At 59.4% G+C, this 26188-nt stretch carries 22 protein-coding genes; 1 reads left to right on the forward strand and 21 read right to left on the reverse strand.

Annotated features, from left to right (window positions below; translation table 11 throughout):
- Positions 1–45 precede the first annotated feature (45 nt).
- From eno to rpsB, 21 genes are all read right to left on the reverse strand, one after another.
- The gene (gene eno / locus J3P75_RS22070; protein WP_258450356.1) at positions 46–1335 is read right to left on the reverse strand and encodes a phosphopyruvate hydratase; all 1290 of its coding nucleotides are present in this window, start codon (positions 1333–1335) and stop codon (positions 46–48) included.
- A gap of 156 nt (positions 1336–1491) precedes the next feature.
- Positions 1492–2337, reverse strand: a complete 846-nt coding sequence (gene kdsA / locus J3P75_RS22075) for a 3-deoxy-8-phosphooctulonate synthase (RefSeq protein WP_007954807.1) — start codon at positions 2335–2337, stop codon at positions 1492–1494.
- Between the two features lie 5 nt (positions 2338–2342).
- Positions 2343–3974 (reverse strand): CTP synthase, encoded by a 1632-nt coding sequence (locus J3P75_RS22080; protein WP_090282014.1) that lies wholly within the window; start codon positions 3972–3974, stop codon positions 2343–2345.
- 274 nt (positions 3975–4248) lie between these two features.
- On the reverse strand, positions 4249–5577 hold the full coding sequence (gene tilS / locus J3P75_RS22085; RefSeq protein ID WP_434708183.1) for a tRNA lysidine(34) synthetase TilS: 1329 nt from the start codon (positions 5575–5577) through the stop codon (positions 4249–4251).
- Positions 5578–5708: 131 nt separating this feature from the next.
- Positions 5709–6656 (reverse strand): acetyl-CoA carboxylase carboxyltransferase subunit alpha, encoded by a 948-nt coding sequence (locus J3P75_RS22090; protein WP_262140254.1) that lies wholly within the window; start codon positions 6654–6656, stop codon positions 5709–5711.
- Positions 6657–6795: 139 nt separating this feature from the next.
- A complete protein-coding gene (gene dnaE / locus J3P75_RS22095; protein WP_434708184.1) occupies positions 6796–10317 on the reverse strand; it encodes a DNA polymerase III subunit alpha in 3522 nt (1173 codons plus the stop codon).
- A 76-nt stretch (positions 10318–10393) separates the two neighbouring features.
- Positions 10394–11020: a ribonuclease HII gene (gene rnhB / locus J3P75_RS22100; protein ID WP_206416128.1), complete on the reverse strand. Its 627-nt coding sequence runs from the start codon at positions 11018–11020 to the stop codon at positions 10394–10396.
- A gap of 11 nt (positions 11021–11031) precedes the next feature.
- Entirely contained in the window at positions 11032–12162 is a 1131-nt protein-coding gene (lpxB, locus tag J3P75_RS22105; protein WP_434708185.1) for a lipid-A-disaccharide synthase, read from the reverse strand.
- A gap of 2 nt (positions 12163–12164) precedes the next feature.
- Positions 12165–12941 (reverse strand): acyl-ACP--UDP-N-acetylglucosamine O-acyltransferase, encoded by a 777-nt coding sequence (lpxA, locus tag J3P75_RS22110; protein WP_434708186.1) that lies wholly within the window; start codon positions 12939–12941, stop codon positions 12165–12167.
- Positions 12938–13378, reverse strand: a complete 441-nt coding sequence (gene fabZ, locus J3P75_RS22115) for a 3-hydroxyacyl-ACP dehydratase FabZ (protein ID WP_090282007.1) — start codon at positions 13376–13378, stop codon at positions 12938–12940. The genes lpxA and fabZ overlap by 4 nt, the downstream gene beginning before the upstream one ends.
- Before the next feature lie 106 nt (positions 13379–13484).
- On the reverse strand, positions 13485–14540 hold the full coding sequence (lpxD, locus tag J3P75_RS22120) for a UDP-3-O-(3-hydroxymyristoyl)glucosamine N-acyltransferase (protein WP_434708187.1): 1056 nt from the start codon (positions 14538–14540) through the stop codon (positions 13485–13487).
- Between the two features lie 3 nt (positions 14541–14543).
- Positions 14544–15047, reverse strand: coding sequence for an OmpH family outer membrane protein (locus J3P75_RS22125; protein ID WP_003222140.1), 504 nt, complete (start codon positions 15045–15047; stop codon positions 14544–14546).
- Positions 15048–15092: 45 nt separating this feature from the next.
- The gene (bamA, locus tag J3P75_RS22130) at positions 15093–17468 is read right to left on the reverse strand and encodes an outer membrane protein assembly factor BamA (protein ID WP_434708188.1); all 2376 of its coding nucleotides are present in this window, start codon (positions 17466–17468) and stop codon (positions 15093–15095) included.
- A gap of 74 nt (positions 17469–17542) precedes the next feature.
- Positions 17543–18895, reverse strand: a complete 1353-nt coding sequence (gene rseP, locus J3P75_RS22135; RefSeq protein ID WP_434708189.1) for a sigma E protease regulator RseP — start codon at positions 18893–18895, stop codon at positions 17543–17545.
- A gap of 54 nt (positions 18896–18949) precedes the next feature.
- Positions 18950–20140, reverse strand: a complete 1191-nt coding sequence (ispC, locus tag J3P75_RS22140; RefSeq protein ID WP_434708190.1) for a 1-deoxy-D-xylulose-5-phosphate reductoisomerase — start codon at positions 20138–20140, stop codon at positions 18950–18952.
- A complete protein-coding gene (locus tag J3P75_RS22145; RefSeq protein WP_090282002.1) occupies positions 20137–20943 on the reverse strand; it encodes a phosphatidate cytidylyltransferase in 807 nt (268 codons plus the stop codon). Before J3P75_RS22145 ends, ispC begins: the two co-directional genes overlap by 4 nt.
- Positions 20943–21698 (reverse strand): polyprenyl diphosphate synthase, encoded by a 756-nt coding sequence (gene uppS / locus J3P75_RS22150; RefSeq protein WP_090282001.1) that lies wholly within the window; start codon positions 21696–21698, stop codon positions 20943–20945. The genes J3P75_RS22145 and uppS overlap by 1 nt, the downstream gene beginning before the upstream one ends.
- Positions 21699–21712: 14 nt before the next feature.
- Complete coding sequence (frr, locus tag J3P75_RS22155) at positions 21713–22270, reverse strand: ribosome recycling factor (protein WP_203420931.1); 558 nt, start codon at positions 22268–22270, stop codon at positions 21713–21715.
- Positions 22267–23010, reverse strand: coding sequence for a UMP kinase (gene pyrH / locus J3P75_RS22160; protein WP_003222124.1), 744 nt, complete (start codon positions 23008–23010; stop codon positions 22267–22269). The genes frr and pyrH overlap by 4 nt, the downstream gene beginning before the upstream one ends.
- 207 nt (positions 23011–23217) lie before the next feature.
- Entirely contained in the window at positions 23218–24081 is an 864-nt protein-coding gene (tsf, locus tag J3P75_RS22165) for a translation elongation factor Ts (RefSeq protein ID WP_016771476.1), read from the reverse strand.
- 190 nt (positions 24082–24271) lie between these two features.
- Entirely contained in the window at positions 24272–25009 is a 738-nt protein-coding gene (rpsB, locus tag J3P75_RS22170) for a 30S ribosomal protein S2 (protein WP_003222119.1), read from the reverse strand.
- Between the two features lie 372 nt (positions 25010–25381).
- Between rpsB and map the strand changes: the two genes are divergently transcribed.
- On the forward strand, positions 25382–26164 hold the full coding sequence (map, locus tag J3P75_RS22175; protein ID WP_203420929.1) for a type I methionyl aminopeptidase: 783 nt from the start codon (positions 25382–25384) through the stop codon (positions 26162–26164).
- The last annotated feature ends 24 nt before the right edge of the window (positions 26165–26188 follow it).

A 26188-nucleotide genomic window follows, 5' to 3' on the forward strand; every position in this document is an offset into this window, starting at 1 on the left:
CACGACTTTTTCGACACAATCCGGTGTCCTTCCATCAGTTTGTACTCAGCCGCGGAACTCGCTGCGGCCGTTGTACCTGGCCTTGCCGTTCAACTGCTCTTCGATACGCAGCAGTTGGTTGTACTTCGATACGCGGTCGGAACGGCACAGCGAACCGGTCTTGATCTGGCCAGCCGAGGTGCCCACCGCCAGGTCGGCAATGGTCGAATCTTCGGTTTCGCCCGAACGGTGCGAGATCACGGCGGTGTAACCGGCAGCCTTGGCCATCTGGATGGCTTCCAGGGTTTCGGTCAGCGTGCCGATCTGGTTGAACTTGATCAGGATCGAGTTGGCGATCTTTTTATCGATGCCTTCCTTGAGGATCTTGGTGTTGGTGACGAACAGGTCGTCGCCTACCAGCTGAGTCTTCTCGCCGATCTTGTCGGTGAGAATCTTCCAGCCAGCCCAGTCGGACTCGTCCAGACCGTCTTCGATCGAGATGATCGGATAACGCTCGGTCAGGCCTTTGAGGTAGTCAGCGAAACCTTCAGCGGTGAACACCTGGCCTTCGCCGGACAGGTTGTACTTGCCGTCTTCGTAGAATTCGCTCGCCGCGCAGTCCAGCGCCAGGGTCACGTCGGTGCCCAGCTTGTAACCGGCGTTGGCCACGGCTTCGGAGATCACTTTCAGCGCGTCTTCGTTGGACGCCAGGTTCGGTGCGAAACCGCCTTCGTCGCCCACCGCAGTGCTCAGGCCACGGGCCTTCAGCACAGCTTTCAAGTGATGGAAAATCTCGGTGCCCATGCGCAGACCTTCCGAGAACGACTTGGCGCCAACCGGCTGCACCATGAATTCCTGGATGTCGACGTTGTTATCGGCGTGCTCGCCACCGTTGATGATGTTCATCATCGGCACCGGCATCGAGTACACACCCGGGGTGCCGTTGAGGTTGGCGATGTGTGCGTACAGCGGCAGATCCTGATCCTGCGCAGCCGCCTTGGCCGCAGCCAGGGATACCGCGAGGATGGCGTTGGCGCCCAGGGTTGCCTTGTTTTCGGTACCGTCGAGCTTGATCATCGCGTGGTCAAGGGCTTTCTGGTCGCTCGGGTCGGTGCCCAGCAGCAGATCGCGGATCGGACCGTTGATGTTGGCTACCGCCTTGAGCACGCCCTTGCCCAGGTAACGGCTCTTGTCGCCATCACGCAGCTCGAGTGCTTCACGCGAGCCAGTGGATGCACCGGACGGCGCGCAGGCGCTGCCGATGATGCCGTTGTCGAGAAGCACGTCCGCTTCCACGGTGGGATTGCCACGGGAGTCGAGAACTTCACGACCTTTGATGTCGACGATTTTTGCCATTGTTGTAAACACTCCAAAGTTGACGAAAACGACGCAGCTAGAGGAAATCTTCAATCGTCGGCAAGCGAAGTACAGCGGGCAGACTTGCAGACGACAACGCTCATGCCCGAGGGCATGAGCGACAAATCGTGCGGTACTTTACCGGAGAAATGAGTCTTACGCGGTTTCTACCGTCGGAAAACTCTTCACCAGTTCGTCCAAGGCTTTGAGCTGGGCCAGGAATGGCTCCAGTTTGTCCAGACGCAAGGCGCAAGGGCCATCGCATTTGGCGTTGTCCGGATCCGGGTGCGCTTCAAGGAACAGACCCGCCAGCGACTGGCTCATGCCGGCCTTGGCCAGATCGGTGACCTGAGCGCGGCGACCGCCGGCGGAGTCGGAACGACCGCCAGGCATTTGCAGCGAATGGGTCACGTCGAAGAATACCGGGTATTCGAACTGCTTCATGATGCCGAAGCCGAGCATGTCGACCACGAGGTTGTTGTAGCCGAAGCTCGAACCACGCTCGCAGAGAATCAATTGATCGTTACCCGCTTCCACGCACTTGTTCAGGATGTGTTTCATTTCCTGAGGCGCGAGGAATTGGGCTTTCTTGATATTGATCACGGCGTTGGTCTTGGCCATCGCGACAACCAGATCGGTTTGGCGCGACAGGAAGGCCGGTAGCTGAATGATGTCGCAGACCTCAGCGACGACCGCGGCCTGGTCAGGCTCGTGAACGTCAGTGATGATCGGCACGCCAAAGGCTTGCTTGATGTCCTGGAAGATGCGCATGCCCTCTTCCAGGCCAGGGCCGCGATAAGAGGTCACAGAAGACCGGTTGGCCTTGTCGAAGCTGGCCTTGAACACGTAAGGGATACCGAGTTTTTCGGTGACCTTCACATACTCTTCGCAAACCTGCATGGCCATGTCACGGCTTTCGAGCACGTTCATGCCGCCGAACAGCACCATGGGTTTGTCGTTGGCAATCTCGATGTCGCCGACGCGGATGATCTTCTGTGCCATCGGGGTTACGCCTTCTTCTGGTGTTGAGCCAACGCGGCCTTGACGAAACCGCTGAACAGCGGGTGACCGTCGCGTGGAGTCGAGGTGAACTCAGGGTGGAACTGGCAAGCAACGAACCACGGATGGTCAGCCGCTTCAACCACTTCAACCAGCGCCGCATCAGCAGAGCGACCGGAAATTTTCAGGCCGGCTTCGATCAGCTGTGGCAGCAGGTTGTTGTTCACTTCGTAACGGTGACGGTGACGCTCGACGATCACGTCCTTGCCGTAGCAATCGTGGACCTTGGAGCCCGGCTCGAGCAGGCAGTCCTGAGCGCCGAGACGCATGGTGCCGCCCAGATCGGACGCTTCGGTGCGTACTTCGACAGCACCGGTGGCGTCTTCCCACTCGGTGATCAGACCGACGACCGGGTGGCCGCTGGCGCGGTCGAACTCGGTGGAGTTAGCGTCTTTCCAGCCCATCACGTTACGGGCGAATTCAATCACCGCCACTTGCATGCCGAGGCAGATGCCGAGGTAAGGCACCTTGTTTTCGCGGGCGTACTGAACGGCTGTGATCTTGCCTTCCACACCGCGCAGACCGAAGCCGCCCGGTACGAGTATCGCGTCGACACCTTCGAGCAGCGCGGTGCCCTGGTTTTCGATGTCTTCGGAATCGATGTAACGCAGGTTGACCTTGGTGCGGTTGCTGATGCCGGCATGGCTCATCGCTTCGATCAGCGACTTGTAGGCATCGAGCAGTTCCATGTACTTGCCGACCATGGCGATGGTCACTTCGTGTTCCGGGTTCAGCTTGGCATCGACCACCGCGTCCCACTCGGACAGATCGGCGCTGTTGCATTGCAGACCGAAACGCTCGACGACGAAATCGTCCAGACCCTGCGAGTGCAGGATGCCCGGGATCTTGTAGATGGTGTCGGCGTCTTCCAGCGCGATGACCGCACGCTCTTCAACGTTGGTGAACTGGGCGATCTTGCGACGCGACGAGATGTCGATCGGGTGATCGGAACGGCACACCAGCACGTCTGGCTGCAGGCCGATCGAACGCAGTTCCTTGACAGAGTGCTGGGTTGGCTTGGTCTTGGTTTCGCCGGCAGTGGCGATGTACGGCACCAGTGTCAGGTGCATCAGCATCGCGCGCTTGGCGCCGACTTCGAAACGCAACTGGCGGATCGCCTCGAGGAACGGTTGCGACTCGATGTCGCCAACGGTGCCGCCGATTTCGACCATCGCCACGTCAGCGTCACCGGCACCCTTGATGATGCGGCGCTTGATTTCGTCGGTGATGTGCGGGATCACCTGGATGGTTGCACCCAGGTAGTCACCACGGCGCTCTTTGCGCAGCACGTGCTCGTAGACACGGCCAGTGGTGAAGTTGTTGTTCTGGGTCATGGTCGTGCGGATGAACCGCTCGTAGTGCCCCAGGTCCAGGTCGGTCTCGGCGCCGTCGTGGGTGACGAACACTTCACCGTGCTGGAACGGGCTCATGGTGCCTGGATCGACGTTGATGTACGGATCCAGCTTCAGCATGGTGACCTTAAGCCCCCGCGCCTCCAGGATAGCCGCCAATGAAGCCGAGGCAATGCCTTTCCCCAATGAAGAAACAACACCGCCCGTGACGAATATGTAGCGCGTCATGAAAAACCCTAGAAGTCTGCGTTAAAGCGGAACGAGCCGCCGGGGAAAGCGAAGGAAGGCCGAAGCCCCCGATCACCTGCATTAATCACAGTGCACCTTTCAAAAAAACCGCCGCGTTGGGACAGACCGGCAGGTGAAACACCGGTACGTTGCTCGCTACACATTTTTTGGAATCGCCCAGCAAAGACTGCTTGGTAATCGGCAACTCCTGCAATTCAGGCGAATCCACAGAAGTTGTATCAAGAAGGGAGCGTAGTCTACCGGAATGCTCCTTTCAGCTCAAACCTTGATCTTCATCGCTTGGCTGCCATTGCAATTTCCAGCCACCCTGCGCCGGGCCGTCGAGCCCCGGCAGGTTCGCCACCGCGAGCAGTTCAGCGCCGCGAAACAGCAGCGGCAATCTGCCACGGAGAAAACCCGGCACGGCGCGCTCGTTGAGCAGGCGCTTGAGGTCACGATGACCGCGCTCGGCGATCTGCATGACTTCGCCGCCCCGACGGTAAGCAATGCGCAATGGCCCGTCAGGCGCCGGCCCGCTGAATATCACGCTGCCGTTATCGGCCAAGCGTAGCGTCAACGACGGGGTCTGCCAGTCGACGCCGATCGCGGGTGCGCGCAACCATTGGCCATTCAGCCACCACAACCGGCCGGCACTGCGGTGCAGTTCACCATCGGCCAGACGCCAGATCGGCGAAGCGTCGGCAGCGGCCTCGCACAGATCGCTCCAACCCGACCAGTGGTCGGCATCCGGCAAGCGGGTCAGCGGTTCGAGCCAATGGCTGAGGGCATTGCGCTGGCGTGCCGCAGACAGCGCTGCCAGCGGCGCCAGCTCCAGCGACGGCAGCCCCAGCCATGCAAAATCATGTGCCGTGCGAGCCTGGTCCAAATCCATTTGTGCCAGCTCATCGAGCAAGCCCTGCGCCTCACGCAGATGCCCGGCGCTGCGGGCCATGCTTGCCTGCGCCTGCGGCCAGCGCTCGGTCAGCGCCGGCATGACTTGATGGCGTAGATAATTGCGTGAGAAATGCCGATCCTGATTCGACGGATCTTCGATCCATGTCAGCTCATGGGCTTTGGCGTACGCCTCCAGCTCGGCGCTCGAAACGTCCAGCAACGGACGAACCAGCATGCCCTGCCCCGCGGGGCGCTGCGCGGGAATACCTGACAAACCGCGCACACCGGCCCCACGCATCAACCGGAACAACAGGGTTTCCGCCTGATCGTCACGATGCTGGCCGGTCAGCAACACATCATTGCGCGCGGTCAGCGCATTGAACACCGCGTAACGCGCATCCCGCGCCGCGCGCTCCAGGCTCGCGCCCGGCTGCACCGTCACCCGTTCGATGTTCAATGGCACGCCCAGCGCATCGCAGACCGCCTGACAATGTTGCGGCCACGCATCGGCAGCCGCCTGAAGACCGTGATGGATATGGATGGCGCTGAGCGCAGGCAGGGACTCGGATTTTGCGAGATGGGCGAGCAAGTGCAGCAGGACAGTGGAATCGAGGCCACCGGAGAAGGCGATGCGCCAGTGAGCGGCGTCGCGCCAGGGTTTGAGGTTCAGTAATAGCCGGGACGGCAAATCAGTGGGGGACGGGCCCATATCTTTCTCTTTGCCCCAATCGAATGTAGGAGTGAGCCTGCTCGCGATAGCGGTGCAACAGTCAACACATGGGTCGAATGTTACATCGTTATCGCGAGCAGGCTCACTCCTACAGGGGGTAGCGCTCGACTTTAGAGACCGTAGCTCATCAGTCGATCATAACGGCGCTTCAACAGCGCTTCGTTATCGAACTGCTTCAGCATCGCCAGTTGCGAGCTCAGCTCGGCACGGATCGATGCCGCGGCAGCGGCCGGGTCGCGGTGCGCGCCGCCCAGCGGCTCGCTGATTACCTTGTCGACGATGCCCAGGCCTTTCAGACGCTCGGCGGTGATGCCCATGGCTTCAGCAGCATCCGGCGCTTTTTCGGCGGTTTTCCACAGGATCGATGCGCAACCTTCCGGCGAGATCACCGCGTAGGTCGAGTACTGCAGCATGTTCAGTTGATCGCAGACGCCGATCGCCAGTGCACCACCGGAACCACCTTCACCGATAACGGTGGCGATGATCGGGGTTTTCAGGCGCGACATCACGCGCAGGTTCCAGGCAATGGCTTCGCTCTGGTTGCGCTCTTCCGCGTCGATACCCGGGTAGGCACCCGGCGTGTCGATGAAGGTCAGGATCGGCATCTTGAAGCGTTCGGCCATTTCCATCAGACGGCAGGCCTTGCGATAGCCTTCCGGTCGCGGCATGCCGAAGTTGCGGCGAACCTTCTCACGCACTTCACGGCCCTTCTGGTGGCCGATGATCATCACCGGCTGGTCTTCCAGACGGGCGATACCGCCGACAATCGCGGCGTCGTCGGAGAAGTGACGGTCGCCGTGCAGCTCGTCGAATTCGGTGAAGATGTGCTCGATGTAGTCGAGGGTGTAAGGGCGTTTCGGGTGACGCGCCAGGCGTGCGATCTGCCAACTGGTCAATTTGCCGAAGATGTCTTCGGTGAGCGTCTTGCTCTTGTCCTGCAGGCGGGAGATCTCATCGCCGATATTCAGCGAATTGTCATTACCGACCAAGCGCAACTCTTCGATCTTGGCTTGCAGGTCGGCGATCGGCTGTTCGAAATCTAGAAAATTCGGGTTCATAGGCGTCCGTCTTGGGTCGTGTCCCAAATGAGCTTGGGCCGGCCGGTTGTCTATTCGCGCCCTACCTTAAGGGAGAGGCGCGCTAAGGTCGAGATTAAAAATTCAGGTTGCGGGCGAGCGCAGTGATGGCACTCGCCGGTCAACGGTATTGGAGGAAGACGTTGTCTCGCCCGAACTGGTCACGCAGGGCTTGAATCAACGCATCCGCCGGGTCGATCCGCCAGGTCTCGCCGAACTGCAGCAAGGTCTTCGCATCCGGACTTGTGTATTCCATGGTGATCGGGCACGCGCCGCGGTGACGCTTGAGCAGATCCCCCAGCCAGCGTAGCTGATCGCCTTTCAGGTCCTGGGTCTGCAGTTTCAGGCGCAGGCTCTCGGCGAGGTTGGTGCGCGCATCTTCCATGCTCATCACCCGCTTGACCCGCAGGCGCAGGCCGCCGGAGAAGTCGTCGTTGCTGACCTCGCCTTCGACCACCACCATCGCGTCGGTCTGCAACAGCGATTGCGCGGAATGGAACGCCTCGGCGAACAGCGACGCCTCGATCCGCCCGGAGCGGTCGTCGAGGGTGATGAAGCCCATCTTGTCGCCCTTTTTGTTCTTCATTACCCGCAAGGCAATGATCATCCCGGCCACGGTCTGGGTGTCGCGCGCAGGCTTCAGGTCGATGATGCGCTGACGGGCGAAACGGCGGATCTCGCCTTCATATTCGTCAATCGGGTGACCGGTCAGGTACAGGCCCAGGGTGTCTTTTTCACCTTTGAGACGTTCCTTGAGGGTCAGCTCCTTTGCCTTGCGATGGGACGCGTAAACGTCAGCATCTTCCTCAACGAACAAACCGCCAAACAGGTCGGCGTGCCCGGAGTCGTGGGTGCGCGCGGTCTGCTCGGCCGCTTTGATCGCCTCTTCCATCGCCGCCAGCAGCACGGCGCGGTTGCGGTCGATATTGGCTTGATAAGCCTTTTGCTCGTCATGGAAATACGGGCCCAGACGATCCAGCGCACCGCTGCGGATCAGACCGTCGAGGGTACGTTTGTTGATGCGTTTGAGGTCGACCCGCGCGCAGAAGTCGAACAGATCCTTGAACGGACCGGCCTGACGCGCCTCGGTAATGGCTTCAACCGGGCCTTCGCCGACACCTTTGATCGCGCCGAGGCCGTAAACGATGCGGCCGTCGTCGTTCACCGTGAACTTGAACTCCGAGGTGTTCACGTCCGGCGCGTCGAGGCGCAGCTTCATCGTCCGCACTTCCTCGATCAAGGTCACGACCTTGTCGGTGTTGTGCATGTCCGCCGAAAGTACCGCGGCCATGAACGGCGCCGGGTAATGCGCTTTCAGCCAGGCCGTCTGATACGACACCAGACCGTAAGCAGCGGAGTGGGATTTGTTGAAGCCATAACCGGCGAATTTTTCTACCAGGTCGAAAATGTTACCGGCAAGGTCGGCATCGATGCCGTTGGTGGCGCAGCCCTCAATGAAACCGCCGCGCTGCTTGGCCATTTCTTCGGGCTTTTTCTTACCCATGGCCCGGCGCAGCATGTCCGCACCGCCGAGGGTGTAACCGGCCATGACCTGTGCGATCTGCATCACCTGTTCCTGATACAGGATGATGCCGTAAGTCGGCGCGAGTACCGGCTTGAGGCCTTCGTACTGGTAGTCCGAGTGCGGATACGCCAGCTCGGCGCGGCCGTGCTTACGGTTGATAAAGTCATCCACCATGCCGGACTGCAGCGGGCCCGGACGGAACAGCGCCACCAGTGCGATCAAGTCTTCCAGGCAGTCGGGCTTGAGCTTTTTGATCAGTTCTTTCATGCCGCGCGATTCAAGCTGGAACACCGCAGTGGTTTCGGCTTTTTGCAGCAGGCTGTAGGTCGGCTTGTCGTCGAGCGGGATAAACGCGATGTCCAGCGGCGGCTCGTTGACCTTGGCGCGGTCGCGGTTGATGGTTTTGAGGGCCCAATCGATGATCGTCAGGGTTCGCAGGCCGAGGAAGTCGAACTTCACCAGACCGGCCGCCTCGACGTCGTCCTTGTCGAACTGGGTCACCAGACCGTCACCGGCCTCGTCGCAATAGATCGGCGAGAAGTCGGTCAGCTTGGTCGGGGCGATCACTACACCACCGGCGTGCTTGCCGACGTTACGCACCACGCCTTCAAGCTTGCGCGCCATCTCCCAGATTTCCGCAGCCTCTTCATCGACCTTGATGAAGTCACGCAGGATTTCTTCTTGCTCGTAGGCTTTTTCCAGGGTCATGCCGACTTCAAACGGGATCATCTTCGACAGACGATCCGCCAGGCCATAGGACTTGCCCTGCACCCGCGCCACGTCACGCACCACAGCCTTGGCGGCCATGGAACCGAAGGTGATGATCTGGCTTACCGCGTTGCGGCCGTACTTCTCGGCCACGTAATCGATCACCCGGTCACGACCGTCCATGCAGAAGTCGACGTCGAAGTCGGGCATCGAAACCCGTTCCGGGTTAAGGAAACGTTCGAACAGCAGATCGTATTCCAGCGGATCGAGGTCAGTGATCTTCTGTACGTAGGCCACCAGCGAACCGGCACCCGATCCACGGCCGGGACCGACCGGTACGCCGTTGTTCTTGGCCCACTGGATAAAGTCCATCACGATCAGGAAGTAACCGGGGAAGCCCATCTGGATGATGATATCCAGCTCGAAATTCAAGCGGTCGACGTAGACCTGACGCTTGGCTTCGTAGTCTTCGGTGGTGTCCTTGGGCAGCAGCACCGCCAGGCGCTCTTCGAGACCGTCGAAGGAAACCTTGCGGAAGTATTCGTCGATGGTCATGCCATCGGGGATCGGGAAGTTGGGCAGGAAGTGCGTGCCCAGCTTGACCTCGATGTTGCAACGCTTGGCGATCTCGACGGTGTTTTCGATCGCGTCGGGAATATCGCTGAACAGCTCGAGCATTTCCTCGGCGCTTTTCAGGTATTGCTGATCGCTGTAATTCTTCGAGCGCCGCGGATCGTCGAGGGCGCGACCCTCACCGATGCAGACGCGGGTTTCGTGAGCAGCGAAGTCTTCCTGCTTGATGAAACGCACATCGTTGGTCGCCACCAGCGGCGCACCGAGCTTGTCGGCCAGCGCCACGGCGCCGTGCAATTGCTCTTCGTCGTTGGGACGGTTGGTGCGCTGGATCTCCAGATAGAAACGGTCCGGGAATACCGCCATCCACTCACGCGTCAGCGTCTCGGCTTCGGCCGGGTTGCCGCCGATCAGCGCCATGCCGATCTCGCCTTCTTTGGCCGCGGACAACATGATCAGGCCTTCACTGGCTTCGGCGACCCACTGGCGCTCAACAATGATCATGCCGTTGCGCTGGCCTTCGATGAAGCCGCGCGAGATCAACTCGGTGAGGTTGCGGTAGCCCTTGGCATTCATCACCAGCAGGCTGATCCGGCTCAGCGGTCCGTCCGGATCCTTGTTCGACAGCCACAGGTCGGCGCCGCAGATCGGCTTGATGCCGGCGCCCATGGTGTTTTTATAGAATTTGACCAGGGAACACATGTTGTTCTGGTCGGTGACCGCGACCGCCGGCATGTTCAGGGCCGTGAGCGCCTTGACCAGCGGCTTGATCCGCACCAGCCCGTCGACCAGGGAGTATTCAGTGTGCAGGCGTAGATGTACGAATGAAGCCGGCATAGTGATCCTGTCCAGTTACATAGAGACAACGAGGCCCGGATTGTACCGGGCCTCGAATAAAACATCAGCCTTGTGCCTAAACCTGGGTCAGCACTTCCCGCGCCTCGTAAGCCAGGCGCACCGGGGCGAACGAGCGTCGGTGAATCGGTGTCGGTCCGAGCCGCGACAGCGCTTCCAGATGAACGGGCGTCGGGTAGCCTTTATGGCCACCGATGCCGTAACCCGGATAGATCAATTCGAAAGCGGCCATTTCGCGGTCGCGGCTGACCTTGGCCAGAATCGACGCGGCAGCAATCGCCGGGACCTTGCCGTCGCCCTGCACCACCGCTTCGGCACGCATCGGCAATTGTGGGCAGCGGTTACCGTCGATCATCGCCAGTTTCGGCTGAATGTGCAGCCCGGCCACCGCGCGCTGCATGGCCAGCATGGTCGCGTGGAGGATATTCAGCTCATCGATTTCCTCGACTTCGGCGCGGGCAATGCACCAGCTCAGGGCTTTTTCGCAGATCTCGTCGTAGAGCTTTTCACGCTTGGCTTCGGTGAGTTTCTTCGAGTCGTCCAGACCGAGGATCGGCCGGTTCGGATCGAGGATCACCGCCGCCGTCACCACCGCACCGCACAACGGGCCGCGACCGACTTCATCAACGCCGGCCACCAGTTGCTCGACTTCGGCGACGAGGGTGAAATCCAGGCCCATCTGCATGCTTGTCTTGCTCATCGTGTTTGACCGATCAGGTTGAGGACGGCATCCGCCGCCTGATTGGAGGCATCCAGGCGCAACGTGCGATGGATCTCGTCGAAACCGCGAGTCTGCTCTTCGCCGCCATCGATCAACGGCGAGAGCGTCAACGCCAGAGACTCGACTGTCGCATCATCCTGCAACAGCTCGGGCACCAGCAAGCGCTGTGCCAGCAAGTTTGGCAACGACACGTATGGGCTCTTTACCATGCGCTTGAGAATCCAGAATGTCAGCGGCGCCATACGGTACGCCACCACCATCGGCCGCTTGTACAGCAGCGCTTCAAGGGTGGCGGTGCCGGAAGCGATCAACACCGCGTTGCACGCCGCCAGCGCCAGATGCGATTTGCCGTCAAGCAAGGTCACCGGCAAATCGCGGCCAGCGAGCAATTCTTCAAGCTGCGTGCGACGCTCGGAATTGGCGCACGGAATAACGAAGCGCAAGCCCGGACGCATGGCACGCAAGCGTTCGGCCGTATCGAGAAACAGCCCGCCGAGACGCGACACTTCGCCGCCCCGGCTGCCAGGCATCAACGCGACCAGCGGACCGTCGGGCAAACCCAGTTCGGCACGCGCCGCGGCACGGTCGGCTTCAAGCGGAATGGTGTCGGCCAGGGTGTGGCCGACGAACCGCACCGGCACGCCCTTCTCTTCGTAGAATTTTGCTTCGAACGGCAGCAGCGTCAACATCAGGTCGCAGCCTTCGCGGATCTTGAGCACGCGCTTCTGGCGCCACGCCCACACCGACGGGCTGACATAATGCACGGTCTTGATCCCGGCCTGACGCAGCTTGAGTTCGATATTGAGGTTGAAGTCTGGCGCGTCGATGCCGATGAACACGTCCGGCTTTTCGGCGATCAGCGTGGCGATCAGTTCCTTGCGGCGCTTTAACAGTTCGCGCAGCCGGCCGAGGACTTCCACCAGCCCCATGACCGACAAGCGCTCCATGGGGAAGTAGGAAGTCAGGCCTTCAGCTTGCATCAACGGCCCGCCGACACCGATGAACTCGACTGTCGGGTGCTGTGTCTTGATCGCACGCATGAGACCCGCACCGAGAATGTCGCCGGAAGCTTCACCGGCCACCAGCGCAATACGCAGACTGGCCATGATCAGCGGGTGATGCCGCGAGTCGACGACAGGATGGAATCACGGAACACCGCGACTTCCGGGTACTGCGCAGCCGGCTCGGCGAGTTCGGCCAGTGCCTGCTCGACGGTCAGCCCCTGGCGATAAACGGTTTTGTAGGCACGACGCAAGGTGTGAATCGCATCCTCGCTGAAACCACGACGGCGCATGCCTTCGAAGTTCATGCTGCGTGCTTCGGCCGGGTTGCCGAACACGGTGACGAACGCCGGAACATCCTTGCCGATCGCGGTGCCCATGCCGGAAAAACTGTGGGCGCCGATGTGGCAATACTGGTGCACCAGGGTGAATCCGGAAAGGATCGCCCAGTCATCCACGTGCACATGGCCGGCCAGCGCCGTGTTGTTGACCAGAATGCAGTGGTTGCCGATGACGCTGTCGTGACCGATATGCGCATAGGCCATGATCAGGTTGTGATCGCCCAGCGTGGTTTCCGAACGGTCCTGCACGGTGCCACGGTGAATGGTCACGCCTTCACGGATGACGTTGTGGTCACCGATCACCAGGCGGGTTTCTTCACCCTTGTACTTCAGATCGGGGGTGTCTTCGCCTACCGAAGAAAACTGGTAGATGCGATTGTGCTTGCCAATGCGGGTCGGGCCCTTGAGGACCACATGCGGCCCGATCACGGTACCCTCGCCGATTTCCACACCTGCGCCGACGATCGACCACGGGCCGACCTCGACGCCGTCGGCCAGGACGGCCGACGGATCGATGATTGCGCGAGGGTCAATCAAACTCATACTTTTTGTTCCGCGCAGATGATCTCGGCCGAGCACACCGGTTTGCCATCGACCGAAGCCTGGCATTCGAATTTCCAGATCTTGCGCTTGCAACTGATGAAGGTCGCTTCAAGGATCAACTGGTCGCCCGGTTTGACTGGCTGGCGGAAACGCAGCTTGTCGGAACCGACGAAGTAATACAGGGTGCCGTCGGCCGGTTTGACGTTGAGCATCTTGAAACCGAGGATCCCGGCAGCCTGAGCCATCGCTTCGATGATCAGCACGCCCGGCATGATCGGATGCGCAGGGAAATGACCATTGAAGAACGGTTCGTTGATGCTGACATTCTTGTAGGCGCGAATTCGCTTGCCTTCAGTGTCCAGTTCCACCACCCGGTCCACCAGCAGGAACGGGTAACGGTGAGGCAGGTATTCGCGAATCTCGATGATGTCCATCATTTCAGGGGGAAGCCTATGTAAAGATTGGGAGCGCGACTGACGTGCACTCCTCTAGCAAATCAACGAGGCAGTCCAGAGGCTGCACACACTTGATATGGAAATGGTATCAGCCATCAGATGAAGCATTGCCGTCAGGGGTCACTTCCCCTACGCGCTTTTCCAGCTGTTTGAGCCGTCGCGCGATGTCATCGAGCTGACGGATACGGGCCGCGCTTTTGCGCCATTCGGCCGCCGGTTGCATGGCTGTGCCGGAAGAATAGGCACCCGGCTCGGTAATCGAGTGGGTCACCATGGTCATCCCGGTCAGGAAAACGTTGTCGCAAATATCAATGTGGCCAACCAGACCGACACCGCCGGCGAGCATGCAGTGCTTGCCGATTTTGGTGCTGCCGGAGATCCCCACGCACGCGGCCATGGCGGTGTGATCACCGACCTGAACGTTGTGTGCAATCTGAATCTGGTTGTCGAGCTTCACGCCATTGCCGATCACGGTATCGGCCAGGGCGCCGCGGTCGATGGCGGTGTTCACGCCAATCTCGACATCATCACCGATGGTCACGCCACCGATCTGCGCGATCTTCTGCCAGATGCCCTTCTCATTGGCGAAGCCGAAGCCCTCGCCACCGAGCACGGCACCGGACTGAATGACCACACGCTTGCCGATGCGCACATCGTGATACAGCGTTACGCGCGGAGCGAGCCAGCCGCCTTCGCCAATTTCGCTGCGAGCGCCGATGACGCAATGCGCACCCAGGGTCACTTGCGCGCCGATTCGCGCGCCAGCCTCGATCACCACAAACGGCCCGATGCTGGCGGTTGGATCAACCACCGCGTCCGCAGCAATCACTGCTGAAGGGTGGATACCCGCAGACGCTTTTGGCTTGGGATCGAACAAATGCGAGAGGCGCGCGTAGGCCAGATAAGGATCCGGCACCACCAGCGCATTACCGGCAAAACCTTCGGCGTCGGCTTCCTTGAGCAGCAACGCTGCTGCCTGAGAGCCCGCCAGGTATTTGCGGTATTGAGGGTTTGCCAGAAAGCTCAACTGAGCTGGGCCAGCCTCTTGCAAAGTGGCTAGCCCAGTAATTTGCTTCTCGGGGTCGCCACGCAGGGTGGCGCCGAGGAACTCGGCCAACTGGCCGAGCTTGATGGTCACAGTCATGGGTTACTTCAGCTGATTCATGCGCTCGATAACCTGGCGCGTGATGTCGTACTGCGGTTTGACATCGATCACTGCGCCACGCTCGAACACCAGGTCAAAACCACCTTTCTTGATGACTTCTTCCACAGCGCTGTCCAGTTTCGGCTTCAGTTGCTTGAGCATTTCGCGGTCGGCAACGGCTTTGGCTTCGTTCAGCTCTTTGGACTGGAACTGGAAGTCACGGGCCTTTTGCTTGAATTCCAGCTCCAGACGCTCACGCTCACCTTGCTGCATCTTGTCGCCACCGGCCATCAGACGATCCTGAATGCCCTTGGCGCTGCTTTCCAGAGTCTTCAGCTTGGTCAGTTGCGGACCGAACTTCTTTTCGGCATCCACGGCGTATTTCTTCGCCGCGTCGGATTCCAGCAGAGCCATTTGATAGTTCAGAACGGCAATTTTCATGTCGGCAAATGCCGGGCCTGCCACCAGTACGGAGGCCAGGAGAACCAATTGAGTCAACTTACGCACGATGCACTCCTACAAAATCCATTGTCGTTGTCTTGGGTCAGACGCTTAGAACGTCTGGCCGAGGGAGAATTGGAACACTTGAGTTTCAGCGTCATCCGGTTTCTTGATCGGCATGGCCAACGCGAAGCTCAGAGGACCCAGTGCGGTGACCCAGGTCACACCCACACCCACGGAACTGGCCATGTTGCTCAGACTGATGTCGTTGCACTTGGTGTTGGACGACGAACCGTTAGCGTTCGTAGTGTCCTTGCACTGCGAGTCAAATACGTTACCGACATCCCAGAATACCGAGGTACGCAGGGAGCGCTGATCTTTCACGAACGGCAGTGGGAACAGGACTTCCACGCCACCCTGGATCAGGACGTTACCACCGAACGGCAGTGGATCCTGGTCCGGGTCCGCGATGGTGCCCGGGTTGGTACCACGGCTCGGCGTACTGCGCGGACCGAGGGTGCTGTCCTTGAAGCCACGCACCGAGTTGAAACCACCAGCATAGTAGTTTTCATAGAACGGCAAGCCATCGGTCGAACCATAACCGTCGCCATAACCCAGTTCGGTATGCAGGCGCAGGGTGTAGTTTTCAGTGATCGGCTGGAACAACTGGCCACGGTAGTCGAGCTTGAAGAACGACAGGTCGCTGCCCGGAATGGTGCTTTCCAGGGTCAGGCTCTGGGAACGACCACGGGTCGGCAGTACGCCCTTGTTCAGGGTCGACTCGGACCAGCCGGCCGAAGCCTTGAAGTTCAGGTAGCTGTCGCCTTCCTTCTCGACGAAGTCGAAAATCTCGTCAACGGTGTAACGACCGGTGTTGATCGTGTCCTGCTGGGCAGACAAACCGAACGTCAGACGCGAAGTCTCGCTGATCGGATAGCCAATGTTCACGCCGGCACCCAGGCTGTCTACGGCGTAGCTCGAGATATCGGCATCGAGTTCATCGTAGTCGGTGGTGCGGTAGAACGCGTTGTAGCCCAGGCTCACGCCATCGGCGGTCCAGTAGGGGTCAACGTAGCCGAAGTTGTAGCGGCTCTGGTATTCGCTGCGGGTCAGACCGATGCTGACGCGGTTACCGGTACCGAGGAAGTTGTTCTGGGTGATCGAACCACCGAGGATCAGACCGGCACTCTGGGCGAAACCAACGCTGGCGGTAATCGAACCGGACGCCTGCTCTTCTACCGCGTAGTTCACGTCCACCTGGTCATCCACGCCCGGAACAGCCGGGGTCTCGACGTTGACTTCCTTGAAGAAGCCCAGACGCTCAAGACGGGTCTTGGACTGATCGATCAGGTAGGTCGAAGCCCAGCCACCTTCCATCTGACGCATTTCACGACGCAGCACTTCGTCCTCGGACTTGGTGTTGCCACGGAAGTTGATGCGGTTGACGTAGGCACGCTTGCCCGGATCGACCGCGAACAGGATATCGACAGTGTGGTCGTCGTCATGCGGCTGAGGCACGCCGTTGACGTTGGCGAAGGTGTAACCCTCGTTACCCAGACGGCGGGTGATCAGTTCGGAGGTGGTGGTCATCAGCTTGCGCGAGAACACCTGGCCTTTCTGCACCAGCAGCAGGGATTTGACCTGGTCTTCAGGGACTTTCAGATCACCACTGAGCTTGACGTCACGAACGGTGTACTTCTCGCCTTCGGTGACGTTGACGGTGATGTAGACGTGCTTCTTGTCCGGGGTAATCGATACCTGGGTCGAAGCGATGTCCATGTTGATATAGCCGCGATCCAGATAGTAGGAACGCAGACGCTCCAGGTCACCGGAGAGTTTTTCGCGGGCATACTTGTCATCGTTCTTGAAGAACGACAGCCAGTTGGTGGTTTTCAGTTCGAACAGGTCGGTCAGGTCTTCCTCGGGGAACACCGTGTTGCCGACCACGTTGATGTGCTGAATCGCGGCAACGGTACCTTCGTTGATCTTCACTTTCAGACCGACACGGTTGCGCGGTTGCGAGACCACTTCGGTATCGACGGTAGCCGAGTAGCGACCCTGCGCGACGTACTGACGCTGCAGTTCGTTACGCACGCCTTCGAGGGTGGCGCGCTGGAAGATTTCGCCTTCGGCCAGACCGGATTGCTTGAGGCCCTTCATCAGGTCTTCGGTCGAGATCGCCTTGTTGCCTTCGATCTCGATACTGGCAACCGACGGACGTTCGACGACCGTGATCACCAGAACGTTGCCTTCGCGGCCCAGCTGGATATCTTGAAAGAAACCGGTTTTGAACAACGCACGAGTGGATTCCACCAGGCGACGATCATCCGCCTGCTCGCCGACGTTCAACGGCAAGGCACCAAAGACACTACCCGCGGAGACCCGCTGGAGGCCATTGACGCGAATATCAGAGATAGTGAAGGACTCGGCGTGAACTTCGGCGATCATCAATACGGTGAGAACCGCAGTTAGCAGCAGACGTTTCATGAAGTCCTTTCTTATTCCAACTGGCAATAAACAAACTGCCGCAAAATGCGGCAGATTCGCAATTCAGCGAAGCGTTACAGTCGACCCAGATCGTTGACCAGAGCAAGCAACATCACCCCGACCACCAAACTGATACCGATCTGTATCCCCCAACCTTGCACCCGATCCGACAAGGGGCGACCACGCACCCACTCGATCAGATAAAACAACAAATGCCCCCCATCCAGTACAGGAATGGGCAGCAAATTCAGAACCCCCAGGCTAATACTCAGATAAGCAAGGAAATTCAGGAAATCAGCGACGCCCGACTGGGCAGAAGCGCCCGCCACTTTAGCAATGGTTATCGGTCCACTCAAGTTTTTTACCGAGAGCTCGCCGAACAGCATTTTCTTCAGTGAATCGAGGGTCAGAATGCTCATGGTCCAAGTGCGACGGGCGCCCTCGCCAATTGCCGCCAACGGCCCGTAACTGACCTCGCGAATCATCTCCGGTGGCCAGTCGATTGCCTTGACCCCCGCGCCCAGATAACCGCTCGGCGCCTTGCTTTCACCGCGCGCCGCCAAAGTCACCGGGACGTCGATTTGAGCACTGTCGCGCTCGACGCGCAGCATGATTTTGGTATCAGGACGCGTACGAACGGTATCGACCACTTGCTGCCAGTCGTTCAACGGCTGGCCATCCAGCGCCAGGAGGCGATCGCCGGTTTTCAGGCCAGCAGCCTGCGCCGGGCCTTTCGGATCAAGCTCGGCGAGTACCGGTGGCAACGCCGGGCGCCACGGGCGAATACCCAGAGAACGGATCGGATCCGGCTCATCGGCGCCCTTGAGCCAGTTGTCCAGTTTCAGTTCACGCGGCGAATCCGCGCTAGAACCTTGCTCGCGCACCAGCAATTGCAGAGAACCGCTTTCACCGAGACGTCGTACCAATTGCAGATTGACGGCTGCCCACCCGGAAGTCGGCTCGCCATCGATGGCGACAATTTCCTCGCCCGCATTCAAACCCGCCCTGGCGGCAATGCTGCCGGACTCGACCGCACCGATGACCGGACGCACCTGCTCGCTGCCGAGCATGGCCAGCACCCAGAAGAACACCAGCGCCAAAAGGAAGTTGGCCACGGGGCCGGCTGCAACAATGGCAATGCGCTGACGAACGGTTTTACGGTTGAACGACTGATCGAGCTGATCGACCGGGACTTCGCCTTCACGCTCGTCGAGCATCTTGACGTAGCCGCCCAGCGGGATCGCGGCGATCACGAATTCGGTGCCCTGCTTGTCATGCCAGCGCAGCAACGGCATGCCAAAGCCTACGGAAAAGCGTAGAACCTTGACGCCACAGCGCCGCGCGACCCAGAAGTGGCCGAATTCGTGAAAGGTGACCAGCACACCCAGAGCAATCAGGGTGCCGGCAATCATATAGAGCGCGCTCATCTACTTTCTCCGCAATCCTGTTCAGTGCCGCGTGTAGCCAATGTATTGCAAATTCTATCGATCGTGACGCTTGAGCCATTGCCGCGCCAGATCACGGGCCTTGGCATCGGCAGTAAACACCGCCTCGAGATCAGCCAGGGCCACCACCGGCTCGAGGCTCAGAACCTCTTCGATGATACTCGCGATTTCCAGGTACCGGACCCGCCCGTCGAGAAACGCCTGTACCGCCACTTCGTTGGCCGCATTGAGCATTGCCGGAGCGCTGTCGCCCGCCTCGGCAGCTTGCCGCGCCAGACGCAGACAAGGGAAGCGCCCTTCATCCGGTGCCTCGAAGTCCAGCCGTGCAATGGCGAACAGATCCAGCGGCGCCACCCCGGAATCAATGCGCTCAGGCCATGCCAGTGCACTGGCGATCGGCGTACGCATGTCGGGATTGCCCAACTGCGCCAGCACCGAGCCGTCGACGTAATCGACCAGCGAGTGAATCACGCTCTGCGGGTGGATCACCACCTCGACCTGCGCAGGCTTGGCATCAAACAACCAGCAGGCCTCGATCAGCTCGAGGCCTTTATTCATCATGCTTGCCGAATCGACAGAGATCTTGCGACCCATCGACCAGTTCGGATGCGCACAGGCCTGATCAGGTGAAACATGCGCCAGTTCGCTCATCGGCGTCTGCCGGAACGGACCGCCAGAGGCTGTGAGCAAGATCCGGCGGACACCGACCGCGCCCAACCCACGGGCAAAATCCTGTGGCATGCACTGGAAAATCGCGTTGTGCTCGCTGTCGATCGGCAGCAACACCGAACCGCTTTTACGCACGGCCTGCATGAACAAGGCGCCTGACATCACCAGCGCTTCCTTGTTGGCCAGCAGGATTTTCTTGCCCGCCTCAACGGCCGCCAGAGTCGGGCGCAATCCCGCCGCACCGACGATCGCCGCCATCACCGCATCGACTTCCGGCGCGGAGGCGATCTGACACAAGCCCTCCTCGCCCACCAGCACTTGGGTCGATAAACCGGCAGAGCGCAAGTCATCCTGCAAACTGCGCGCGGCGGCCGCCTGTGGCACCACGGCAAATTGCGGCGCATGACGCACGCACAAGGCAAGCAGCTCGCTCAGACGACTAAAGCCGCTCAGCGCGAAAACCTGATAGCGCTCAGGATGGCGAGCGATGACGTCGAGCGTGCTCAGACCGATCGAGCCTGTCGCACCCAGGACGGTAATCTGCTGCGGGCGACTCACGGCGCGGCCATCCACAGCAGCACGGCAAATACCGGAATCGCTGCCGTGAGGCTGTCGATGCGATCGAGCACACCACCATGACCGGGCAGCAGGTTACTGCTGTCCTTGATGCCGGACTGGCGCTTGAACATGCTTTCGGTCAGGTCGCCGACCACCGAAATGAAAACGATCACGGCCGCACCAATCAAGCCCTTGAGCAGTTCGGCCACGGTCCAGTCACGCACCAGCCCGACAATCGCGGTAATCACCAGGCTCAGCGCCAGACCACCGTATACGCCTTCCCAGCTTTTGCCGGGACTGACGTGCGGCGCCAGCTTGCGCTTGCCGAATTTGCGACCCGAGAAATAAGCGCCGATATCGGCCCCCCAGACCAGCACCATCACCGCCATGATCAGCCAGTTACCCAGCGGGTATTGCTTGATCTGCACCAGGCCCTGCCAGGCCGGCAGCAGGATCAACAGACCGATCACCAGTTTGGTGGCGGCACTGGACCAATGCGCACTGGAACGCGGATAGGTCAATACCAGGTACGTTGCCACGATCCACCAGAGCACCGAAGCGCCCAGCACCCAAGGCGCGAGGCCGGGCAGCACATGCATGATGAACAGCAACAGTGCAACGACCGCAGCGAAACCGACGCGGTACGATTGCGCAGCGAAGCCGGCCAGGCGCGCCCATTCCCAGGCACCCAGGCACACGACCAGCCCGATGAACAGGGCAAAACCGGTGCCCTTGAGCAGGAAGAACCCGCACAAGGCAATCGGCAGCAGGATCAGTGCAGTGATGATTCGTTGTTTAAGCATTAAACCCGGGCTCCAGCTTCGACCTGCTCACTCGTTTTACCGAAGCGACGCTGGCGCGAAGCGAAATCAGCCAGCGCACCGCGCATGGCATCGTGTTTGAAGTCCGGCCAGAACAGGTCGGAGAAATACAACTCGGCGTAGGCCAGCTGCCACAGCAGGAAATTGCTGATGCGATGCTCACCGCCCGTGCGGATGCACAGGTCCGGCAACGGCAGATCGCCGGTTGCCAGACAGGTCTGCAGCAGATCCGGAGTGATGTCCTCCGGGCGCAAATGCCCGGCCTGGACTTCACGGGCCAGGCGCTGCGCTGCCTGGGCGATATCCCATTGACCGCCGTAGTTGGCGGCGATCTGCAGGATGAAGCGGTTGGCGCCCGCTGTCATCGCTTCGGCTTCACGCATGGCGGCCTGAAGCTCCGGATGAAAACGCGAGCGATCGCCAATGATGCGCAGGCTGATGTTGTTGTCGTTGAGGCGCTTGGCCTCGCGACGCAAGGCCTTGAAGAACAGGTCCATCAAGGCACTGACTTCGTCGGCCGGACGCTGCCAGTTCTCACTGGAAAACGCGAACAGGGTGAGCACCTCAACCTTGGCCTCGGCGCACACCTCGATCACTGCACGCACAGCATCCACGCCCGCTTTATGCCCGGCGACACCTGGCATAAAGCGTTTTTTCGCCCAGCGATTGTTGCCATCCATGATGATCGCGACATGGCGCGGCACCGCGGACGGCGCAGACTGCTTGGTCTTGTCCATTTAAAGCTCGACCCTTATACGGCCATCAGGTCTTTTTCTTTCTCGTCCGTAGCCTTGGTGATCTGGGCTTCGGACTCTTTGGTCAGCTTGTCGATATCAGCGATGGCACGACGCTCTTCGTCTTCGCTGATTTCCTTGTCCTTGACCAGCTTCTTCAGATCACCCAACGCGTCACGACGGATGTTACGCACGGCAACACGCGCGTCTTCCGCTGCGCTACGGGCCTGCTTGGTGAAGCCTTTGCGCGTTTCCTCGGTGAGGGCCGGCATCGGGATCAACAGCAATTCGCCAAGGTTGGTCGGGTTGAGGTTCAGACCGGCGCTCTGGATCGCCTTGTCGACGGCCGCGAGCATGTTGCGCTCGAAGGCCACAACCTGCAGGGTGCGCGAGTCTTTCACGGTGACGTTGGCCACACTGCTCAGCGGGGTATCAGTACCGTAATAAGGCACCATGACACTGCCCAGGATGCTCGGGTGAGCCTTGCCGGTGCGGATCTGGCCGAACGCGTGGGTCAGAGACTCCAGCGATTTCTGCATGCGCTCTTTGGCGTTTTTGTGGATTTCGTTGATCATTGTTGACCTTCCTCGATCAAAGTACCTTCAGCGCCGCCATGAACGATGTTCAGCAGGGCGCCCGGTTTGTTCATGTTGAAGACACGCAATGGCATCTTGTGATCGCGGCACAGGCAGATAGCGGTCAGGTCCATGACTCCCAGCTTGCGATCCAGTACTTCATCATAAGTCAGATGATCGAACTTCTCGGCATGCGGGTCTTTGAATGGATCTGCAGTGTAAACGCCATCAACCTTGGTCGCCTTGAGCACGACATCGGCGTCGATTTCGATTGCGCGCAGGCAGGCTGCCGAATCCGTGGTGAAGAACGGGTTGCCAGTACCGGCAGCGAAGATCACCACGTCCTTGGAGTTCAGGTGGCGCATGGCTTTGCGGCGATCGTAGTGATCGGTCACGCCGACCATGGAAATGGCCGACATCACGATGGCCGAGATATTGGCACGTTCCAGCGCATCACGCATGGCCAGAGCGTTCATCACAGTGGCCAGCATGCCCATGTGATCGCCCGTGACCCGGTCCATCCCGGCTTTGCTCAAGGCTTCGCCGCGGAACAGGTTGCCACCGCCGATCACCAGACCGACCTGAACGCCGATACCGACCAACTGGCCGACTTCCAGCGCCATCCGATCCAGCACTTTTGGATCGATCCCGAACTCTTCCGAGCCCATCAGGGCCTCGCCGCTAAGCTTGAGTAGAATGCGTTTATAGCGAGCCTGATAACCACTGCCCTGCTGAGCCATTGCGAATCTCTCCTGCGGCGTATTTAAAATTCTGTGCGAGCTGTTTACAGCTGCCGTTCACTCTAGCTTGGCGCTGCTTCAGCGCCATCGGAACATGGCTTTGTAAGTCAGTTCCAAGCGGAAACCAATAAAAAACTGGTACCCGATCTGAAAAGAGGCTGCGCGCGTGAGCGGGCAGCCTCTTTCGGCGACAGTTGAAAAACCGTCTTATTGCTTGGCGGCAGCCAGCTGGGCAGCAACTTCTTCAGCGAAGTTGTCGACCGGCTTCTCGATGCCTTCGCCTACTTTGAAGTAAGTGAAGGAAACGATTTCAGCACCGGCTTTCTTGGCCAGTTCGCCAACCTTGACTTCAGGGTTCTTGACGAACGCCTGCTCGACCAGGCTCGCTTCTGCCAGGAACTTGCTGATACGGCCCTTGACCATGTTCTCAACAATGTTTTCTGGCTTGCCTTTGATCTTCTCTTCGTTCAGCTGCAGGAACACAGCTTTTTCACGCTCGATCGCTTCGTCGGAGACTTGCGAAGGCAGCAGGAACTCTGGGTTGCTTGCAGCAACGTGCATTGCGATGTCTTTGGCCAGCTCGACGTCACCGCCTTTCAGGACAACTGCAACACCGATCTTGTTACCGTGCAGGTAGGTGCCGACAACGTCACCCTCTACGCGAACCAGACGACGGATGTTGACGTTCTCGCCGACTTTGGCAACCAGAGCCTCACGAGCCGATTCCTGAGCGGCGATCAGCGGAGCTGCGTCGGTCAGTTTTTCGTCGAAGGCTTTTTCTACGCTGGCAGCAACGAAGTTTTTGAAGTCGTCTTGCAGAGCCAGGAAGTCGGTCTGCGAGTTAACTTCCAGCAGCACGGCTGCCTTGTCATTCGATTTGATGGCGATTGCGCCTTCAGCGGCAACGTTGCCGGCTTTTTTCGCAGCCTTGATCGCACCCGAAGCACGCATGTCATCAATGGCTTTTTCGATGTCGCCGTCAGCCTTTTCCAGGGCTTTCTTGCAGTCCATCATGCCTTCGCCGGTACGCTCGCGCAGTTCTTTGACCAACGCTGCAGTAATTGCTGCCATTTTCAAATTCCTCTTGGATAGGTTTTCAACCATTCCACCCGATCGAACGGGCGTTCAATTCTTCCCGAACCACCCTTGTTAGCTGCCGCACATTACAAACAGTGCCGTGGGCGCCGACAAATGGTTTTCGAGGTGGCAAAAAGGGGGCCAAGCCCCCTTTTTGCTTACTGAGTCAACGCCAGGGCGTCAATTACTCAGCTGCAGCCTGAGTTTCTTCAGCTGCGAATTCTACAGTACCGCCAGCAACGTTGTTGCGACCGCGGATCACTGCGTCAGCCATCGAACCCATGTACAGCTGGATAGCGCGGATTGCGTCATCGTTGCCTGGGATGATGTAGTCAACGCCTTCCGGGCTGCTGTTGGTATCGACAACGCCGATGACCGGGATGCCCAGCTTGTTGGCTTCGGTGATCGCGATGCGCTCGTGATCAACGTCGATCACGAACAGTGCGTCTGGCAGACCGCCCATGTCCTTGATGCCGCCCAGCGAACGATCCAGCTTTTCCAGGTCACGGGAGCGCATCAGCGCTTCTTTCTTGGTCAGCTTGGCGAAAGTACCGTCTTCGGCCTGAACTTCAAGGTCACGCAGACGCTTGATGGAAGCACGAATGGTCTTGAAGTTGGTCAGCATGCCGCCCAACCAGCGATGATCGACGTACGGCGAACCGCAACGTGCTGCTTCTTCAGCAACGATCTTGCCAGCGGAACGCTTGGTGCCGACGAACAGAATCTTGTTTTTGCCCTGGGCCAGACGCTCTACGAAAGTCAGAGCTTCGTTGAACATTGGCAGGGTTTTTTCAAGGTTGATGATGTGAATCTTGTTACGCGCGCCGAAAATGTACTTGCCCATTTTCGGATTCCAGTAACGGGTTTGGTGACCGAAGTGCACACCGGCCTTCAGCATATCGCGCATGTTGACTTGGGACATGATAGTTCCTTGATAAGTCGGGTTTGGCCTCCACGTATCCCAATGACCAACCAATGGCATCAAGCCAAGGGCACCCAGGTCATCGTGTCGACACGTGTGTGGATTTAAGCCTTTCGGGGCATCCCCGGAAAGCGGCGCATTTTATACCACAGGGTGCGCAGAAACGGAACCCGAAATCTGTATTCGCACCAGGGACATGGGCGCCGCCCCCTTGGAATCGGCCCGAGGCGCACCATTGTATAGAGAGAAGCGATGCACGCCGGCGCTGAATTGCGCCATACGTCTGTTAGAATCGCGTTTTTCGGGTCGCCCATTCCACACCGGCCACCCTGTTTGTATCCGCAAGCGCCGCCGAGCGCAGAGAGAGCCTGTATGACCGTCAACCTCAAAACCCCCGAGGACATCGCTGGCATGCGTGTCGCCGGCAAACTGGCCGCCGATGTGCTGGAAATGATTGCCGAACATGTCAAGCCGGGCGTGACCACCGATCAGTTGAACCAGATCTGCCACGACTACATCGTCAACGTGCAGCAAGCGATCCCCGCCCCGCTCAATTACAAGGGCTACCCGAAGTCGATCTGCACCTCGATCAATCATGTGGTGTGCCACGGTATCCCGAATGACAAGCCGCTGAAAAACGGCGACACCCTGAACATCGACGTCACCGTGATCAAGGACGGCTACCACGGCGACACCAGCCGCATGTTCCACGTCGGCGAAGTGCCGGTGTGGGCCGAGCGCCTGTCGCAGATCACCCAGGAATGCATGTACAAGGCGATCGAGATCGTCAAGCCAGGCTGCCGCCTCGGTGACATCGGCGAAGTGATTCAGAAGCACGCCGAAAAGAATGGCTTCTCGGTGGTTCGCGAATTCTGCGGTCACGGTATCGGCAAAGTCTTTCACGAAGAACCACAGATCCTGCATTACGGTCGCGCTGGCACCGGCATGGAACTGAAGGCCGGCATGACCTTTACCATCGAGCCGATGATCAACCAGGGCAAGGCCGACACCAAAGTATTGGGCGACGGCTGGACCGCGATCACCAAAGACCGCAAGCTTTCGGCACAGTGGGAACACACGCTGTTGGTGACCGACACCGGCTATGAAATTTTCACGTTGCGCAGCGATGACACCATCGCGCGCATCTCGGCCTGATCAAGTAAACGCGCCCAGCCTCAT

This window comes from Pseudomonas sp. R1-1, from assembly GCF_051132135.1.
Classification (GTDB): domain Bacteria; phylum Pseudomonadota; class Gammaproteobacteria; order Pseudomonadales; family Pseudomonadaceae; genus Aquipseudomonas.